This is a genomic window from Cyanobacterium sp. Dongsha4, from assembly GCF_036345015.1.
In the GTDB taxonomy this organism is placed as follows: domain Bacteria; phylum Cyanobacteriota; class Cyanobacteriia; order Cyanobacteriales; family Cyanobacteriaceae; genus PCC-10605.
Map to the genome: position 1 here is coordinate 2,500,025 of NZ_CP084098.1, position 17,688 is coordinate 2,517,712.

The 17,688-nt window shown below is 34.7% G+C and carries 18 protein-coding genes; 8 read left to right on the forward strand and 10 right to left on the reverse strand.

The features are described from left to right. Window positions 1-5 precede the first annotated feature (5 nt). The 3 genes from Dongsha4_RS10955 to Dongsha4_RS10965 all read left to right on the forward strand — a co-directional run bounded on the left by Dongsha4_RS10955 (window position 6) and on the right by Dongsha4_RS10965 (window position 3,297). Entirely contained in the window at window positions 6-545 is a 540-nt protein-coding gene (locus Dongsha4_RS10955; RefSeq protein ID WP_330202429.1) for a DUF3782 domain-containing protein, read from the forward strand. An 88-nt stretch (window positions 546-633) separates the two neighbouring features. Beyond that, window positions 634-1,527: an N-acetylmuramic acid 6-phosphate etherase gene (murQ, locus tag Dongsha4_RS10960; RefSeq protein ID WP_330202430.1), complete on the forward strand. Its 894-nt coding sequence runs from the start codon at window positions 634-636 to the stop codon at window positions 1,525-1,527. A 183-nt stretch (window positions 1,528-1,710) separates the two neighbouring features. After that, on the forward strand, window positions 1,711-3,297 hold the full coding sequence (locus Dongsha4_RS10965) for a site-2 protease family protein (protein ID WP_330202431.1): 1,587 nt from the start codon (window positions 1,711-1,713) through the stop codon (window positions 3,295-3,297). Window positions 3,298-3,430: 133 nt separating this feature from the next. Here the strand turns inward: Dongsha4_RS10965 and cobM are convergent, their stop codons facing one another. Both cobM and Dongsha4_RS10975 read right to left on the reverse strand, forming a co-directional pair. After that, a complete protein-coding gene (cobM, locus tag Dongsha4_RS10970; protein WP_330202432.1) occupies window positions 3,431-4,216 on the reverse strand; it encodes a precorrin-4 C(11)-methyltransferase in 786 nt (261 codons plus the stop codon). 376 nt (window positions 4,217-4,592) lie between these two features. Beyond that, the gene (locus Dongsha4_RS10975) at window positions 4,593-5,720 is read right to left on the reverse strand and encodes an ISAs1 family transposase (RefSeq protein ID WP_330202433.1); all 1,128 of its coding nucleotides are present in this window, start codon (window positions 5,718-5,720) and stop codon (window positions 4,593-4,595) included. A gap of 83 nt (window positions 5,721-5,803) precedes the next feature. On the opposite strand from Dongsha4_RS10975, the gene Dongsha4_RS10980 reads away from it, so the two are divergent. Together Dongsha4_RS10980 and Dongsha4_RS10985 are read left to right on the forward strand one after the other, a co-directional pair. Then, complete coding sequence (locus tag Dongsha4_RS10980; RefSeq protein ID WP_330202434.1) at window positions 5,804-7,021, forward strand: RNA-guided endonuclease TnpB family protein; 1,218 nt, start codon at window positions 5,804-5,806, stop codon at window positions 7,019-7,021. A 78-nt stretch (window positions 7,022-7,099) separates the two neighbouring features. Continuing rightward, complete coding sequence (locus Dongsha4_RS10985; protein WP_330202435.1) at window positions 7,100-8,698, forward strand: flavin monoamine oxidase family protein; 1,599 nt, start codon at window positions 7,100-7,102, stop codon at window positions 8,696-8,698. 477 nt (window positions 8,699-9,175) lie between these two features. Here Dongsha4_RS10985 and Dongsha4_RS10990 read toward each other — a convergent pair whose 3' ends face one another. The 4 genes from Dongsha4_RS10990 to Dongsha4_RS11005 form a co-directional block, all read right to left on the reverse strand. Continuing rightward, window positions 9,176-10,408 (reverse strand): sensor histidine kinase, encoded by a 1,233-nt coding sequence (locus Dongsha4_RS10990; protein ID WP_330202436.1) that lies wholly within the window; start codon window positions 10,406-10,408, stop codon window positions 9,176-9,178. Window positions 10,409-10,416: 8 nt separating this feature from the next. Then, window positions 10,417-11,091, reverse strand: coding sequence for a response regulator transcription factor (locus tag Dongsha4_RS10995; protein WP_330202437.1), 675 nt, complete (start codon window positions 11,089-11,091; stop codon window positions 10,417-10,419). Window positions 11,092-11,250: 159 nt separating this feature from the next. Next, window positions 11,251-11,991 carry a hypothetical protein gene (locus Dongsha4_RS11000; RefSeq protein ID WP_330202438.1) on the reverse strand — a complete coding sequence of 247 codons (741 nt, stop codon included), beginning with the start codon at window positions 11,989-11,991 and terminating at the stop codon, window positions 11,251-11,253. 162 nt (window positions 11,992-12,153) lie between these two features. Continuing rightward, the gene (locus tag Dongsha4_RS11005) at window positions 12,154-12,912 is read right to left on the reverse strand and encodes a hypothetical protein (RefSeq protein ID WP_330202439.1); all 759 of its coding nucleotides are present in this window, start codon (window positions 12,910-12,912) and stop codon (window positions 12,154-12,156) included. Window positions 12,913-13,271: 359 nt separating this feature from the next. Here Dongsha4_RS11005 and Dongsha4_RS11010 point away from each other — a divergent pair, with 359 nt between their 5' ends. Then, window positions 13,272-13,727, forward strand: a complete 456-nt coding sequence (locus Dongsha4_RS11010) for a hypothetical protein (RefSeq protein WP_330202440.1) — start codon at window positions 13,272-13,274, stop codon at window positions 13,725-13,727. A gap of 73 nt (window positions 13,728-13,800) precedes the next feature. Here Dongsha4_RS11010 and Dongsha4_RS11015 read toward each other — a convergent pair whose 3' ends face one another. Together Dongsha4_RS11015 and Dongsha4_RS11020 are read right to left on the reverse strand one after the other, a co-directional pair. After that, window positions 13,801-14,907, reverse strand: coding sequence for an RNA-guided endonuclease TnpB family protein (locus Dongsha4_RS11015; protein WP_330202441.1), 1,107 nt, complete (start codon window positions 14,905-14,907; stop codon window positions 13,801-13,803). Continuing rightward, window positions 14,904-15,536 carry an IS607 family transposase gene (locus Dongsha4_RS11020; RefSeq protein WP_330202442.1) on the reverse strand — a complete coding sequence of 211 codons (633 nt, stop codon included), beginning with the start codon at window positions 15,534-15,536 and terminating at the stop codon, window positions 14,904-14,906. Before Dongsha4_RS11020 ends, Dongsha4_RS11015 begins: the two co-directional genes overlap by 4 nt. 44 nt (window positions 15,537-15,580) lie before the next feature. Between Dongsha4_RS11020 and Dongsha4_RS11025 the strand changes: the two genes are divergently transcribed. Further along, complete coding sequence (locus Dongsha4_RS11025) at window positions 15,581-15,856, forward strand: phosphatase PAP2 family protein (RefSeq protein ID WP_330205424.1); 276 nt, start codon at window positions 15,581-15,583, stop codon at window positions 15,854-15,856. A gap of 103 nt (window positions 15,857-15,959) precedes the next feature. Then, complete coding sequence (locus Dongsha4_RS11030; protein WP_330202443.1) at window positions 15,960-16,118, forward strand: hypothetical protein; 159 nt, start codon at window positions 15,960-15,962, stop codon at window positions 16,116-16,118. A gap of 90 nt (window positions 16,119-16,208) precedes the next feature. On the opposite strand, the gene Dongsha4_RS11035 is transcribed toward Dongsha4_RS11030, so the two are convergent. Continuing rightward, on the reverse strand, window positions 16,209-17,129 hold the full coding sequence (locus tag Dongsha4_RS11035) for a hypothetical protein (protein WP_330202444.1): 921 nt from the start codon (window positions 17,127-17,129) through the stop codon (window positions 16,209-16,211). A gap of 262 nt (window positions 17,130-17,391) precedes the next feature. Beyond that, window positions 17,392-17,688, reverse strand: a complete 297-nt coding sequence (locus Dongsha4_RS11040) for a hypothetical protein (RefSeq protein WP_155084180.1) — start codon at window positions 17,686-17,688, stop codon at window positions 17,392-17,394.

Consider the following 17,688-nt stretch of genomic DNA (forward strand, 5'->3'; position numbering starts at 1 on the left):
TCGTTATGACAACCACAGCCGATGATGTATGGAAAATTCTAGCGGAATTAGCACAAGCTCAAAAAGAAACTGAGCGCCGCATGCAAGAAACTGATCGCCAAATTGCAAGACTGAGTAAAGAAATAGGCAATTTAGGGGGAAAATGGGGGCGTTTTGTGGAAAATATGGTTGCTCCTGCTTGTGAGACGATATTTTTAAATCGGGGTATTCCTGTACATCAAGTAAGTCAAAGGGTGAAAAAAAAGCTCGATGGTAGAGTTTTAGAAATTGATGTTTTGGTGACAAATGAGGATCATGTTTTAGTGGTAGAGGTAAAAAGTAGTTTAGGGGTGGATAATGTGAAAGAATTAATCAGGGATTTACAGGAATTTAAAGAATTTTTCCCTGAATATAGTCAAAAACAAGTATATGGAGCAGTAGCAGGAATTGAAATCGAAGAAGGGGCAGATAAATACGCTTATCGTCAGGGATTATTTGTCTTAACCCAATCAGGAGAAAATGTGGTGATTGTTAATGGTTCAGAATTTCAACCGAAAACTTGGTGAGAAAACTGTCGGTTTGTTGGTGCGTGTTGACTTAAAATAGGTTTCACATACTAATTATCCTACAAATTCTTATTTCCTAATTTTTTTAATGAACCGAGGACATCTTTTAACAGAACAAATCAACCAAGCTAGTGTTAATTTAGATCAACTTTCTCCCCTTGAAATTGTTGACTTATTTAATCAAGAAGACCAAAAAACCCTAGATGCGATCGCATCTTCTCGTCAAGAAATTGCCCAAACTATCGAAATCACCGCCCAACAATTAGGCAAGGGAGGACGATTATTTTACATAGGGGCAGGTACGAGTGGAAGATTGGGTGTTTTAGATGCGGCTGAGTGTCCCCCCACGTTTTGCACTCCTCCCACCATGGTACAGGGCATTCTCGCAGGAGGAAAAGAAGCATTAGTAAAAAGTTCCGAAGCCCTCGAAGATAGACAAGAAGACGGGGCAAAAGCCATGATTGACCATAATATCGGCAACCTTGATGTGGTAATCGGTATCACGGCTGGAGGTACAACCCCCTATGTTCATGGAGCATTACAAGAAGCAAAAAAAAGAGGTGCGATCGCAGTTGCCATAAGTTGTGTACCAAAAGAACAAGTATCCATACCAGCAGACATTGATATTCGTTTGCTCACGGGAGCTGAAATTTTAGCAGGTTCAACCCGTCTAAAAGCAGGTACAGTAACAAAAATGGCATTAAATATTATCTCTACAGGAGTAATGGTGCAATTGGGCAAAGTTTACGGTAATCGCATGATAGATGTTTCCGTTACCAATAGTAAATTAGAAGACAGAGCATTGAGAATTATCTCTGATTTGACAGGTTTGGATAGAGAAAAAGCTCAAAACTTGTTATCGGCGAGTGGATCTAAGGTAAAATTAGCATTATTAATGTACTGGACTAATACAAGTAAAGCAGAAGCCGAAACTTTATTAGCTCAAAATAACGGTAATTTACGCCAAGCAATCAATAATTAGGAATTAGGAATTGGGAATTAGTATTACCAATTATTGCTAAAAAAAGTGTTAAGTGTTAGGTTAAATCAAAAAATCTTAAACCTTAACCCTTTTATTCTGAATAGTTAACATTTAATTAATATAAAAACTAATTTATTTAGCTTATTTCAATATTATTATCCTTACTAAATATTTAAAATAATTATGTTTAATTTATCCGATAACGTTGTTATCATTGTTGTTTCTGTAATGGCTATAGCAATCATATTGTGGGGATATAATCGAGCTAAACCTTACGGAGAAATAGGTGTTTTAGCTTGGTTACAATCCCTTGCTTTAATGACTCCTTGGTTAGTGTTTTTCGCACTGTTAACATTAGGAATTTATGTTAATTTAATTGGAGTTATTTTCTTATTAGTATTGTCTGCAGGTGCTTATATTTTTTTAGGAACTTTGATTAGAAATAAAGCAAAAGAACAAATCAAATCTAATATTGATAATATTTTTAAACCTAATTTAAGCTCAGAATCTGACTCTAATAATAATGAAAAAAAGGAAACAGAAGAGCAAGAGAAAAATAATTTATCCTTAGACAAACCAGAAGACAAAGATAATAAACAAAGTAACTATACCTCTGTAAAATTAGCTCAATTAGAACCAGAATTTAATCCTATTCAAGAAGAAGATTTAAAAGAAATAAAAACTATTTTTGGCATAGATACTTTTTTTGCCATTGACACTATTCCCTATCAAGAAGGAGTCATTTTTAAAGGTAATTTACGAGGAGAAGCAGAATATAGTCACCGCCATTTAACAGAAAAATTAACAGAAAAATTTGGGGATAAATACCGTTTATTTTTGGTGGAAACTCCAGAAGAAAAACCCGTTGTAATTATTTTACCAAGTGCTAACGATCCAAAACCATTGACTTTAGCTCAAAAAAATCTGGCTTTAGTATTGCTTTTAGCGACAATTTTCACAAGTATGGAAGCGATCGCACTTTTGTTAGGATTTGACTTAGTGGGGAGTTGGAACCGTTACCCAGAAGTATTACCATTAACAGGAGGATTATGGTTTATTCTCCTCGCCCATGAAACTGCCCATCGCATTATCGCAGAGAAAAATAAAGTCAAAGTAAGTTTACCCTTCTTCTTACCATCCTTGCAAATCGGTAGTTTTGGAGCAATTACCCGTTTTGAGTCTTTAATTCCTAATCGTAGTGTTTTATTTGACGTTGCCTTCGCAGGACCTGCCGCCAGTTTTGTGGTATCTCTGGGCATATTATTATTAGGTTTTATCCTCTCCGCACCCAACAGCAGTTTTGAGATTCCTACCAGTTTTTTCCGAGGTTCAATTTTAGTGGGAGGATTAGCAAAATTATTCTTTCAGTCAGGATTAGAAGCCGATACCATTGGGGTTCATCCTTTCACCGTTTTAGGATGGTTAGGTTTAGTAATTACCGCTATTAATTTGTTACCCGCAGGACAATTAGACGGAGGTAGAATGATACAAGCTATTTATGGTAGAAAAACTTGTCGTCGCACTACCGTTGGCACATTAATAATTTTAGGAATTGTGAGCATCTTTAACCCCGTCAACTCTTTGCCCTTTTATTGGGCTATTGTTATCCTTTTCCTACAAAGAGATTTAGAAAGACCTAGTTTGAATGAACTAACTGAACCTGATGACACCCGTGCAGGATGGGGATTATTCTTAATTTTTCTGTCTCTAACAACTCTTATTCCTATTACTCCTAGTCTTGCTTCTCGTCTAGGAATAGGTCTTTTTTAAAAGAGCAAAGGGCAAGGGGCAAGGGTAAATAGTTGATAATGAATAACCTCTAACTCCGAACCCCGAACTCCGAACTCCGAACCTCAAACCTATCCTTATCCAATATTCTTAAACCGAACTAAAGTTATTTTCACTATCGAGGTCGAAATAAATGGTTATGACTAGGATTATAAAGTTTTGATCTCGATTGGTATGACTCCCCTTTTAAAGATTGTTGCTGAGGAAGTATTTTCAGTGCAGGACTAATAAGATAAAGAGTAGTGCGAATAAAACCATAATCATAAGTAGTTTGAGCCATTTTTGTTAAAGGCACAATGATGATTTTTTCATCTTCCCACCCCACTCGGTAACAAATAGCCACAGGGGTATCGGCAGGATAATGTTTTAGTAAATCCTCTTGAGATTTTTCTACATGACGGGCGGCTAAATATAAACATAAACTAGCTTCATGGGCGGCTAATTTCTCTAATTCTTCTTTTTCTGGCACTTGAGAAGCCTTACCACTCACCCTCGTTAAAATAATTGTTTGTACTAAATCGGGAATCGTCAATTCACTGGCAATTTTTGCCGCCGCCGCTTGATAGGCACTGATTCCGGGGATTAACTCAAAGGGAATATCCGCTTCTGCTAACAATCTCATTTGTTCATGAATGGCACTATATAAACATAAATCCCCTGACTGCAATCGCACCACTGTTAACCCCTGTTTCTCTTTTTCAATCATTAAAGGGATTATCTCTTCTAATGTTTTATTGCCTGTGGCGATTAATTCGGCATTTTCCTTGGTGTCTTTTAAAATTTGTTTCGGTACAAGGGAATCGGCATATAGAATAACATCGGCTGATTTTAGAATTTTGTAGGCTTTTAGAGTTAGTAAATCTGGGTCTCCGGGGCCTGCTCCAATAAAATATACTGTCATACAGTTAAATCATTAAGTAAAGTTAAGCTAAAGATAAAATTATCTTCTATTGAATAGTAATTAATGTATTTTGAGAGTAGAAAATAATATTTTGGGTCAAATTTACCAAAATAATGGGTCAAAAGCCTCGCCCTTTTAGGGCGACTTTAACCAATAAAAGGCGATGAGCCTACTCCTTTAATCTTATCCTCCTAATAAAATCTCTCACTACCTCTGTTTGATTCCTCCCTGTTTGCTCACAATATAACTTGAGCTTTTCTTTTTCTTCTATTGTTATCAAAATCGTTAGATGAACTTTTTTATTTTGTGGGTTAATTTCTCTTTTTTTCCGTTATCATACCAATATATACGGTGTTAGTCCAGGGCAAACGCATACTCAAGCAGACAAAATCTTAAGTAAATAATCGTTATCCCATCCAGCCTTAAGTCGTTTTGCCTTTTTACCTCGAGAGCAACTCTTTTCCTTATTCAACAAATTTAAAGCAATATGTCTAATAACTGCCATGTTTTCACTACCCTGACCTTTTCTGATTCGACTCTCATCCTCTCTAAACCCGACATCTAAGCACCAATGTAATTTATTCTCTATTCCCCAATGACTCCTGATTCCTTGGGCGAACTTTTCTACTCCTTGGTCTAAACTGGTTAAGTAGTACCTTCTTTCCAATGTGGCTTTTTGTCCTAATAGTTTTCTCTCTGATTCTACTATTCCGATCGTTTTTAATCCCACCCATTTTTCCCTGTCTATAAAATCTGTACCCGAATTTATTAGCCAATAACGGCGTTTTTCTATTCGACCATGATTCTTTTCTATCGTTTCATATTTTTCTTTGATAATTTCTTGATAGTTATTTTTTAATGTCCAATCAAATAATTGTTTGACATCCTCAAATAAATTACCTTGATTACCTTTGAGGCTCAGAATATAGTCTCCACCTTTCTCTATAATATTTTTGGCTATATTCTTTTGACACCCCATGGCATCAATGGTCACAATACAACCATTAAGTTCTAAAACTGCCAATAACTTGGGAATTGCCGTAATTTCATTGGATTTATCTTCCACTTTTAACTGCCCCAAAACCAAGTTATTATTACTAGCCCAAGCACTTACCATGTGAATGGCACTTTTATTTTGACTCCAATCATAAGAACTCCGTAATGTTTTACCATCAATGGCTATTATTTCTCCTTGCGTTATTTGAGCAACATGGTTAATCCAATCTAAGAAAGCTGATTGCAATTGCTTTGGACATAGACGAGCAAATAAACGAGCGATAGTATCATGAGAAGGAATACCATTGGGCAGTTCAAGAAACCTTTCGAGCCAAGATTGTTTACTTTTACCATATTCTTCAATTTCTACCCAAGAGTCGGCACCACAAATTACCGCCAGAATTGTTAATGCTACAATGTCAACTAATTTATGTTCAATTAAGTAACTGGTTCGTGGGTCTTCAATATTTTCAAAATGTTTCCACAGGTATGATTTCTCAGAAATCACGGCTATTAATTCCCTCTATAATCTTTACTATATTACTTTCTCATAAATTTTTAGTATGCGTTTGCCCTGGGTGTTAGTCTAACATGAAACAACGATATAACTATAGAATTTATCCTACGTCACAGCAAGAACAGTTGTTAGCTCAACTGTTTGGTTGTTGTCGTGTGGTTTATAATGATGGGGTAGCGTTGTGTCAGCAAATCTATAAAGAAGGAGGTAAAAAACCAAGTAATAGTGAACTGCAAAGACGACTCATAACTCAAGCAAAAAAGACTAAAGAAAGACAATGGCTATCTGATGTCAGTGCTATCCCTCTTCAACAGGCTTTAAATGACTTAAATCAAGGCTATTCCAACTTTTTTGATTCCGTAAAAGGGAAAAGAAAAGGACAAAAAGTAAACCCTCCTAAGTTTAAGTCGAGAAAATCAAATCAATCAGCACGGTTCACTCGTGGTGGTTTTAAAGTTGGGCAACATAAAATTAAGTTAGCAAAAATAGGTAAAGTAAAAATTATCTGGTCAAGAGAATTGCCTAGCCTTCCATCATCGGCAACAGTCATAAAAGATTCTGCTAGTCGGTATTTTATTTCTTTTGTGGTGGAGACAATCCCTGAAAAATTACCTGATAATGGTCAAAATGTTGGAGTTGACTTAGGAATTGAAACCTTTGCTACTCTAAGCAATGGGCAAAAGATAAAATCTTCTAAACCATTAAAGAAATATCAAAGAAAACTAAGACGTTGTCAAAGAAATTTAAGTAAAAAGAAAAAAGGAAGTAAAAGATATGAAAAAGCAAGAAAAAGAGTAGGGAAAGTTCACAGTAAAATAAAAGACACTCGCACTGATTTTCTACATAAATTGTCAACGGATATTATTCGTGAAAACCAAACAATAGTACTAGAAGATTTGAACGTCAGTGGCATGGTAAAAAACCGTAAATTAAGTAAAGCAATTAGCGATATGGGATGGCGCACATTTAGGACGATGTTAGACACAAAATCCGTAATGTATGGTAGAGAGTTTATTGTGATTGATAGGTGGATACCAACATCTCAAGTATGCTCTAATTGTGGATTTAATGGCGGTAAAAAAGAATTAAATATAAGAGAATGGACTTGCATTAATTGCGGTGTAGTGCATGATCGTGATGTTAATGCGTCAAAAAATATTTTAGTCGCTGGAGGGCATTCAGAGACTCAAAACGGACGTGGAGCAGGGCGTAAGACTACCACAATGGTAGCAGTAGGCGATGAAGCGTCAACCCACCGAGAGATTAGATTTAAGCAGTTAAGTCTATTCTAGTAGGAATCCCGTCGCCTTCAGGCACGGGAGGATGTCAACATTATTCGGTCTTGAATTTTGATAAAAACAGCAAATCAAATGTCTTCGCAAACTACAATCACAAAAACTATTGCTGACTTACTTTCTCTTGTGGAAAATAAGTATGGTGTTGGGGTAGGGTTAGAATTATTACGGCAATTAGGGGGACATAATATTATCTCTGATAAGGGTGAACCTCCTGATGTACCTTCTATAAGTAATGGCAATCATCCTCAAGTTGTGATTGTGGGAGCAGGAATTGCAGGATTAGTTTTGGCTTTGGAGTTGAAGGAAAGAGGTGCGAAAGTTATCCTTTTAGAAGCATCATCTCGATGTGGAGGCAGAAATTTAACTATTCGCTCAGGAGAATTAATCCAAGAAGAGGGTTTTCCTGCTCAAAAATGTAATTTACCGTCTGGACAATATTTTAATGCGGGGCCGGGGCGGATTTCTCATCATCATCGGGCTGTTTTACATTATTGTCGTCGTTTTGGTTTATCATTGCGTCCTTATTTTACTCTGAATAGGGGGGCTTTGCTTCACCGTTGGCTACCTCAGACTAATCAGGACATTTTTATCAAAAATAGACAAGTGCTGTTTGACGGGCTAGGAAGGCTCTCTGAGTTAGCTTTTAAGGGTTCTACAAGTCTGAATTTACAAGAATCTTTACCGCAGGATTTGGCTTTGGCCTTAAATGACTGGTTACAAACTTTTGGGGGAGTTGATGAGAAGGGTAATTATCAAGAAGATGGAAAAAGTGGCTATCAACTAATGCGAGGGGGGCGCGATGATAAGGGAAAACCTTGCTCTGCTATGGAATTGGAACAGATTTTAGGTTTGAGATTATGGTATGATGACCCTCGCCGTAGTCCTGATGTAATTGATGAGCAGTTAACAATGTTTGAAATTGAAGGGGGTAATGATGGTTTAGTTACTGCTTTGGAGTCAGCTTTAGGGGATTGTATTCGTCTCAATCATGGGGTAGAAGAAATAGTCCAAGATGAAGGGGGAGTAACCCTGAAAGGTTCACTTACTAATGATTCTGGGCAAACTTTTCAATTAAAATGCGATCGCATTGTGATTACTGCTCAACCTCCTGTTTTAAAAAATATGCGTATTGATGTGGGGAATGCTTGGCTAGAGGCATTTAAAGCTCTACCTCCTCGGTTTGCGGTAAAAGTTGCAGGATGGATGAAACGACGTTTTTGGGAGGAAGATTTAGGGATTTATGGGGGAATTACGTTTACTAATCTACCTATTCAACAAATTTGGTATCCCAATAATGGTTTCTTAGAGCAAAATGGAGGCTTATTGGTGTTAGCCTATAGTGCCTTGGAATATGGAGAAGCCCTTGGGAAAATCGCCCCTGATATTCGTTGTCTGGCGGCACAAGAATTAGCCAGTCGCATTCATCCACAAATAAAATCTGAATCTAGTCATCTAATGACGATTGCTTGGCAAAATATTCCCTATATTTACTCCCCTTGGATGGCTTGGACTCCTGAAAAATATAATCAATACTTCCATCAAATTACAAGATGCGATCGACGTATTGCCTTCGCTGGAGATTGGTGTAGTCATCTTCCTGCATGGCAAGAAGGAGCGATTCGTAGTGCTTATGATTTAATTGAGTGGGCTTTATATGGCAAAGAGTCTTAACTAATTTGAGTTCGACAAATTTTCAGTGCTGTAAATTATTTCAATAACCTGAGTTTTGGATAAGCTGAAAGTATTATTTTCTCGTAGTCAGAAAGCCTTATAGCTTCTTAGAAATAACGATAAAATTGCCTTAATCCGAACTGACGTTAAATATATTCAACCCTTACTACCCCAAAACTCTAAGCCTCTACTTTCCCCTCTCACCCTCTCTCCTCATCACCCTAACACCTGAAACCTGACACCTAGCCTTATCGGATATTCTTAAACCGAACTGAGGTTTCAATAGTAATTAATCTGAGTTTCGGATAAATTTTCATCTATGAGCAAAGTAAAAAGGGTAAACCCCTCTGTGTCTCACCTCTCGAGCCAAGGTTTTTTCAAAGTAGTGGTAAAATTAAAAATTAAGTTGTTTGCCTTAATGTTTTTAGCAATGACTGGGGGGTGTTGACAGGGGAATGGTTGCATGAGCAAATACCTTTAATGAATCGGTAAAAAAATAGTAAAACAAGTACCTTTTTTTAATTGACTGTTAACGGTAATTGTGCCCTTATGTTCAGTAACAATACTTTTAACAATTGATAATCCTAAACCAGAACCACCACTCCAATGACTACGGGATGTATCCCCTCGCCAAAATCGTTCAAAAATTTTCTCAATGTTTTCTGGTGCAATGCCAATTCCCGTATCTCTTATTTCTATTTCTATAGAGCTTTTGTGTTTTTTTCCTCGAATGTAAATTATCCCTAGTATTGGCGTATAATAAATGGCATTATCTATTAAATTTTTTAATAATCTTTCTAGTTTTAAAGTATCTCCCAAAACCAATAAAAAAGGATCTAATTCTAAGTTTAAATGAATCTTTTTTTCTCTAAGTTTAACTTGATATTGTTGGACTAAATTTTTGAGAATAATTGCCAAATCAATCTTCTCTTTTATAAGAGGTTTTAAAGTATCAGAACGAGCTAACAATAATAAATCTTCCGTTAAACGAGTCATTTGTTCTGTGGCACTGGCGATCGCATCAAAACTTTCTCGATCGCTATCTCTCATACCATCTGGATATTTCAGAGAAACAGTAACGTTGCTATCAATTACCATCAAAGGATTACGCAATTCATGGGAAGCATCAGCAGTAAACTGTTTTAAGCGTAGAAAACTCTCTTCAATAGGTTTCATTGCCTGATTAGTTAATATAATTCCGCCGATTCCACTGGTAATTACAGCTAAAATGATACTGATGGTTAATCCTCGATCTAATTTGTTTAACGTTTCTTCTGAGTCTTTTAAGGATTGACTAACTCTAACATAACCAATTAACCGATCAAGATCGCTATCAATAACGGGTAAAGTAACCCCTTGAATCTTCGGATTTCCATTTTGAGTTTGAATTAAATCTGTTGATGAAAAAGGTAAACTCATCACGAAATTACCTTGCTTTAAAATTGAATTACCTTGTTGATCAAACCATTCTAAAGATTGATGGTTTTTGTCTAAATCTTGAAGCCGAAAATCATTATCAATTTTTAACTGATTATTTTCCCATTCTGCATTGGCTGTAGCACCATTTCCTAATGCCCTTAAATTGGCGATCGTTTGTTCTTTTAAACTATGAGCAAAGATTAAACGAACTCCTAGGGCAAAAATGCTTAAAATTGAAGCTAAGATAAGCAAATAAGATAAAAGTAAGCGAGAACGAATCTTGTTAAACATTAGAGCCATTAAATTGCCATTAAACGATAACCTACCCCATAAACGGTTTCAATTAAATTATGAGGACTTCCTGCATTTTTCAGTTTTTTGCGTAAATTAGTTATATGAGTTCTCACGGTTTCCTCTCCAGATAGATCATCAAAAGTCCAGATTCTATCTAAAATAGCCGATCGAGTTAAAACTTGATGAGGATTTCTTAAAAAATATTCTAAAATCATGTACTCTTTCGGGGTTAAGTCAAGAGCATTTCCTGCATAGGTGACTAATTGACTTTGAGGATTTAGCTGTAAATCGCCATGAGTTAAAACAGGAGGAGCGATTTCTGTGTATCTACGGGATAAAGCACGGATTCTTGCTGATAATTCCTCTAATTTAAACGGTTTAACTAAATAATCATCCGCCCCTGCATCAAGCCCAATCACTTTATCTTCGGTAGTATCTTTTGCCGTTAACATCAAAATTAAGCCCTGATAATTTTCTTTTCGGAGTCGCTGACACAGGCTAATTCCATCGAGTTTAGGTAACATTAAATCTAATAAAATTAAATCATATTGATTTGCTTGAGTATATTGCCATCCTTCTATTCCATCTTGTGCTAAATCCACAGAATGACATTGGTAGCTTAAATCTTTCGCAAGAGGTTTAGAAATCCTCACATCATCTTCAACGATTAAAATTTTCATAAAATGTTAGATAATTTTTCTAAAAAAAGGAAAGATTATGATTACTATACAAAAATTGAATCAACAAACAAAACGTTTAAAAACTAAGTAAGTTATTTGGATTGTCAACTAAAACCCGTCTAAATCATCAGATGAAGGTAGGAGCAAAATAAAGTCTTCTTAAGTTAGAGGTATTCTTTTCTTCTTTTTTCTGACGGAGAAAACGAGAATCACAAATAATAAAAGTAGAGTAATAATTGAAGCATAGCCTCTAGGTAATGCTAAACCGCCATCGGTCAATGGTTTAGTAAGAAAATCGCCAAAAGTTGCCCCAAAAGGACGAGTAAAAATGAAAGCAATCCAAAATAGTAAAATATCGTTTAATTTAGTCATATAGTGCAAAGCAATGACGACACCAATAACCGTTGCTGTTAAAAAAGCACCCCGTATATAACTTAACCCTAAATTACTGGTAATATAATCTCCAAAAGCAGTTCCTAAACTATTAGAAAAGACGATCGCCAACCAGTATAAAGTTTCTTTATCTTTTTTGACGATAGGATAAACATCAAGCTCTCCATCCCGATAATACCAAATACTTAGAACAAGCAAAAGTCCTGTAACCAAAATGAGAGAACCTGCAGTATAACCTAATTCAAATGATCGATCCATCATATCGGAAATTTCCGTTCCTGCGGTTGTAGTAGCAATGATCGCTGTCCAATAAAAGATGGGGCGATATTTATTCATGCTAATTTGTATAAACAGAATTGCAACTAAGGCAACAAATGTAATGGCAAAACCTACATAATAACCGAGATTTAAAGACATGGAAAGAAAATCACCTGCGGTTTCTCCCAAAGTTGTGGCAAGGATTTTCATGATCCAGAAAGAAAAGGTAACTGCGGCAACTTTATTCATTTTATTTATCCTAATTTTTAATTAAATTTTTCCGATCAAGAAATAATCATTTATAGAAATTTTGAGTGTCTTACAGGAAGTTTGAGAAGTCCATTTTTCATTCTGAGTGTAGAGATACTTCACTGTCGTAAACCATGACATTAATACTTTTCAAACAACTTCTTAGTCTTCTGAATTGGCAGAAAATGAGATTCCTTTTCTGGGCTTAAGACTTAAATAAATAACCAAGCTAAAAATGATACAAAGAAAGAGCATACTTGTTCCTACAGTTCCATAACCAAATCCACCATCTTGAGTTGGTTGAGAGAGTAAATCCCCGATCGACGCTCCCAAAGGACGAGTTAAAATATAAGCTAACCAAAATGCTAAGACTGCATTCATTGTCCAGTAGTAATAAGAGATAGTAATTAAGGCGATCGCACTACCAAAGACAAAAGCCGATGGGGCATAACCTAATCCTAATGCTTCGGCTAATAAATCTCCAGTAGAAGTTCCTAACGCAAAAGTTAAGAGAATCGCAATCCAATAAAAAAGCTCTCTTTTAGGAGTATTTATCGAGTGCATCGCCAAGGTTTTTTCACTTTGATACCAGAAACCAAAAACCCCCAATAACATCACAGTAAAAACGAGAGTTGTTGTCTGTAAACTAATTCCAAAATCATCTACTAATTGATCAGTTATTAATGTGCCAACGATACTAATTAAAACGACAACTAACCAATAACTTAAAGGAATATATCGTTTTAGCCTAAACTGATTTAAAAGTGCGATCGATAATAAAGCACCCATTATCAATGAGGTAAGACTTAAACCAAAATTGAGTGTGATAGAAAGAAAATCTGCTGCTGTTTCCCCGACGGTAGTAGCTAAAACTTTAATTATCCAGAAATAAATTGTTACTTCCGGAACTCTGTCTAACATTTTTCTCATGATATTTTTGCAATTAACTTTTCACAAAACTTAGTTTTCAACTAATCAAAGTGTTAGAGTTTAATGATTAGCAACAAATTTATGATCGAGAAAAAATATTAAGAACTTAAAAAGATTTACGAAAAACATAAAAAATTTTTCTTTCTTTTGCCGACTTTAGTAAATAGACTACGTAAAACAAGTTTTATCTGATATTACACACTATTAACGTTGAAATATTGAACTTTCTTAGTCAACTGACGGCTATAACTCTTATTGTACCGTTATGAAATTATACTTTCTGGAGATGTCTATTCCTTCAAGCAAGAAATGTGGTAAACCAGAGAAAACATGATTAAGAAGATTTTTATATGAGTTTTTGGCAACAAATTCGCTCATTTCTAACCATTTTTAAAAATTGGCTAATTGCTTATCATACCGAGCTAGTTATATTATTACTTGGTGTTTTTATTCCATTATGGATATTTGGAGAATTAGCAGAAGAAGTTTGGGAAAATGATGGAGGATTTGCATGGGATGTGCCGATTCTTCTAAGTATTCACTCCATTGCTTCCCCTCAACTTGACACTTTCGCCAAGATTTTAACTAAATTGGGGGTTTTTTGGGGTGTTTTTCCAATAGCAGTTATTATTTTATCTATTCTGTTGCATCAGCGTCGTTGGCATCAAATAACTTACTTATTAGTAACTCTACTAGGAAGTATTATTATTAATCGAACAGCGAAGTTATTGTTACATCGAGTACGTCCACACTTATGGGAATCTCCTGCCCGCTCTAAAGAACTTATGATAATCAAGAAAATCTAAGATTATCTGTCAATTTTCTGCTTCACCGTGTCCTAATAATCTAAATTATTAGTTTGTCTGACACTCCACAGACTTACACGGTAGAGCTTACCGCATTTTCCAAATTAATTGAAGCATTTAAGTCTCTATCAATAATTAGTCCACAGTAAGAGCAATTAAAGGTTCTATCTTTTAGCTTTAAATCTGATTTAATTTCATTGCAATTAGAACAAGTTTTAGAAGATGGAAAACATCTATCTACGATGTGTAAAATTGCCCCATACCAGTCACATTTATACTCTAATTGTCTTCTAAATTCATAAAATCCACAGTCTGCTATGGCACTGGCTAATCGGTGATTTTGTAGCATTCCAGACACATTCAAATCTTCAATCACTACCTCACTGTGGTTTTTAGTGAGGTAATGAGTTAATTTGTGAATGGCATCTTTCCGAATACAACTAATCCGATAATGGAGTTTTGCCAATTTTACCGATGCTCTTTTATAGTTAGTAGAACCCTTTACTTTCCTACTTAATTCTCTTTGTAAATGTGCTAACTTTTTCTTGACAGTTCTATAGGCTTTAACATTGGGAAATACTAACCCATTACTCAATGTAGCTAGTTTTTTTATGCCAATATCACAACCGACTCTACCAAAAGGATGTTCTATTTTTTCTGGCTCATAATCTACTTTGTAAGAAATAAACCATCTATTAGCCCGTTTAGAAATTACACAATTACTCCCTGATTTTTTTACTAAAATTGAAGGAATAAATTTTTCATAAGTTTTAACCCAACCAATTCTAGGTAATTTAATTTTGTTTCCTTTGATTTGGATATTACCTTCGAGATAGAAACTATCTCTGTTATTTTTCTTTTTAAATCGAGGTGGTTTAGCTATTTTGTTAAAAGATCTATCCCAAGCAATTCTTAAGTCTCTAAGAGCCTGTTGAGGGCTACATTTTGATACTTCATAATACCATTGATTTTGACTTTTTACTTCTGCTACTAATCGTTTATGTAAATCAATAGCACTGGGAAATTTTTGTTTATTTTCAGGGTTTGCTTGATTATAATCAAGTATTTCCTTGCAAATAGCTAATCCCCAATTATAAGCATGACGTGCAACTCCTGCGTGTTTTGCCATAATTGTTCGTTGCTTATTATTCAGTTTTAATTCCGTTTTGAAACTAATCATTTTTTCTGTACTTGTTCAAATAATTTGTCTCCTTCTTCGGTTAATGCTGACATTAGTTTTCTATGCTTACGACTTCTTGAACCATAAAGTCTAGCACTGAAAACAGTAATTATTTCCAAAACGTCTTGTGCTAATTCTTCTTCAAAAGTCGGTTGATCTCCTTTATGAATAATTACAATCTCGATTCCTTGCAATTCACACAATGTGAACACTAATTCAGAACCAAAACGAAGCAACCTATCTTTATGAGTAATAACGAGACGTTTCATTTGCTTCTTTAGTATTTTTTCAAGCAACAAAAGCAATCCTTTCTTGTGATAATTCATGCCTGAGCCTAAGTCTTTAATTATTTCAGTTCTCCAACCTTTAGCTGAACAATAGGCTTCCAACATTGCTTGTTGTCTTACTAAATCTTCTTTTTGGTCGTGACTAGAAACACGAGCATACCCTATTGTGGGATAATCTCCAGAATCTAAATTCATCAGTTCAGCAACATCGTAATATCTAGTACCGCCTTTAGTTTTTCTAGTCGGCACTATTTCTCCTGTGGCTTCCCACTTTCTTAGAGTGTCTGGGGTTGTTCCTAGTATTTTAGCCGCTTCTCCTATCTTAACTAATCTTTTTTCCATATACATAGATTAGCATAGATTTTACTAAATAACAACAAACTGTTATCTACCCTGAATTTGATTTTGGGTTTCCTAGTGGTCATGCAATGTCAAGTATGACAATAGTTGCGGCTCTAGTCATTCTAACTTGGAGCAGTCGTTGGTGCTGGTTAGTATTAATCAGTGGAGGAATATTTGTTCTAGCGATCGCTTGGACTCGGTTATATTTAGGAGTCCATTATCCTAGTGATATTTTAGCGGGTTGGGTTGCTTCTATTGCTTGGACAGTAGGGGTTAGATTATTAATTAAATTTCCATCAAAAGGCAAGAGCCAAGAATGAAAAAAAATCGACTATTTTTCAATCAAAATTGATTTTCTGGGTTTAGTTTATTGAGTACTATTGTACTTTATGTAGGATCTCAGATTATCATTCTATTGCACTATTGGATGAAGTAATAGCGAATCAATCTCCAGATAATTTAGACAAGTTAGAAAATTTATTGATATATCGTTGTCAAAAGCTGATGAAACAAAAAGAATTAATCAAAGGTTTAACTTGTTATCATTGGTGGCCAAAAACCGGAGACGTTATTTATAACTAATTATCCGAACTTGATATTATTCCCGTAAAACTATAAAGTTTTCAGAATGGGGAAGAATAGTATTTTCCTTTTATCCTGAACTTAGCTTATTTAAGCAGAAAGTGCTATCCAGAAGAAAAAACCAATACATAGCACCAAAATAACAACCAAAAAATTTAAACAACCTAAATTACTACGTAATCCGCTAATTTCTTTATCTTGTTGGGCTATTTTATCGCTTAATTGTCTATCCATTTGCATTACCCTTTCAAGAATAGATTTTTCCTTAACATCGATAAGAGAATAAACTTGTCTATTATTGGAGATGAATGTGTCATTTAATTGAGTTATTTTTTCTTCTAATTCAACAATATTTTCAGACTCAATATATAATCTATCTTTAACTTTTAAGGTTTCATGATAATAGCTATTCAAAACATCTAATAATTTGCTGATACCATCTGGAATTTTCTTATCTTCACCTTGAAAATTAATTAGTTCTTTTAATAGTAAATCAGAAGGGGTAATTTTACTGATTATCTCTCCTTTTTCTCTCAAAATCCAAGATAAGCCATTTGGTAAAATCTCTAAATCAGCACATTTTATCAAGGAAAAATTATTACCTATATCTAAACAATTACCATGAAGTGTAAATAGGAAATTAATATAGTTTTGTAAACGAATAAAATTAATTTTTTTATTCCCATTAGGTAGTAAATAGTAATTTTTTATCCCTTGATTTTCTAGTAAAATTACCCAATAATAACCATTATCTTGATAGTCTAACTCTATATCTTCTGTTTTTTCTCTATAAGTTTTGATACTAAGAGAAACTGGTGTGGCGTATTCACTTAATATCTGAGGTATATAGTTATAAATATTGACTAATTCTTCTAATGTAATATTAATTGCTTTTGGTTGTTTATCTAGTTTTCCTCCCGTAATGATAATTCTATCTGCTTTTTTCTCTAATTCTTGAAGTTTTATATTGATTTCATGAAACTTTTTGTAAATTTCTTCTAATTCACTCAAAATTATTACTCCTTCATTAGGTTAAATTGATTTTTATTAATTTAGCAACAATTGAATATTTTATTTTTGATCTCTTATTATAAGTTTGTCAATTACAGATCAGGATAAATACAAAGCAATAATAGTTTTTTAAGAAAAAAATAATAGTTTTCTAGTAAGTTTTACCCATTTTAAGATTAACTGCCAAAACATAAAAAAATCGCCTCATGAGAAGACGATATTGAGTTTGTTATTTTACACTAATTTAGTATTTAATAAAAAATTAGTTTTTAATCAAATTTCGCCAAGCCCTTAAATGATTTCCGTCTCGAAAAATAATTGATTTTGCTAATCCAAATCTTTCCATCACATCCAATAAAATAGAGACGTTTTCTTTAACGATTTCCAATGAGTAAGGGCAATTCTGAAAATCGAGACAAATCACGGTGCGAGAATCCCAAGTTTCCCTATGCACTTCACATTCACTCGGTAATATTTCAACGAGAACACGGAAACGAGCTAATACTTCTTGTTCAAAATCATAGCTAGTGGACTTGAAAAAGGATTGTGACTCAGACAT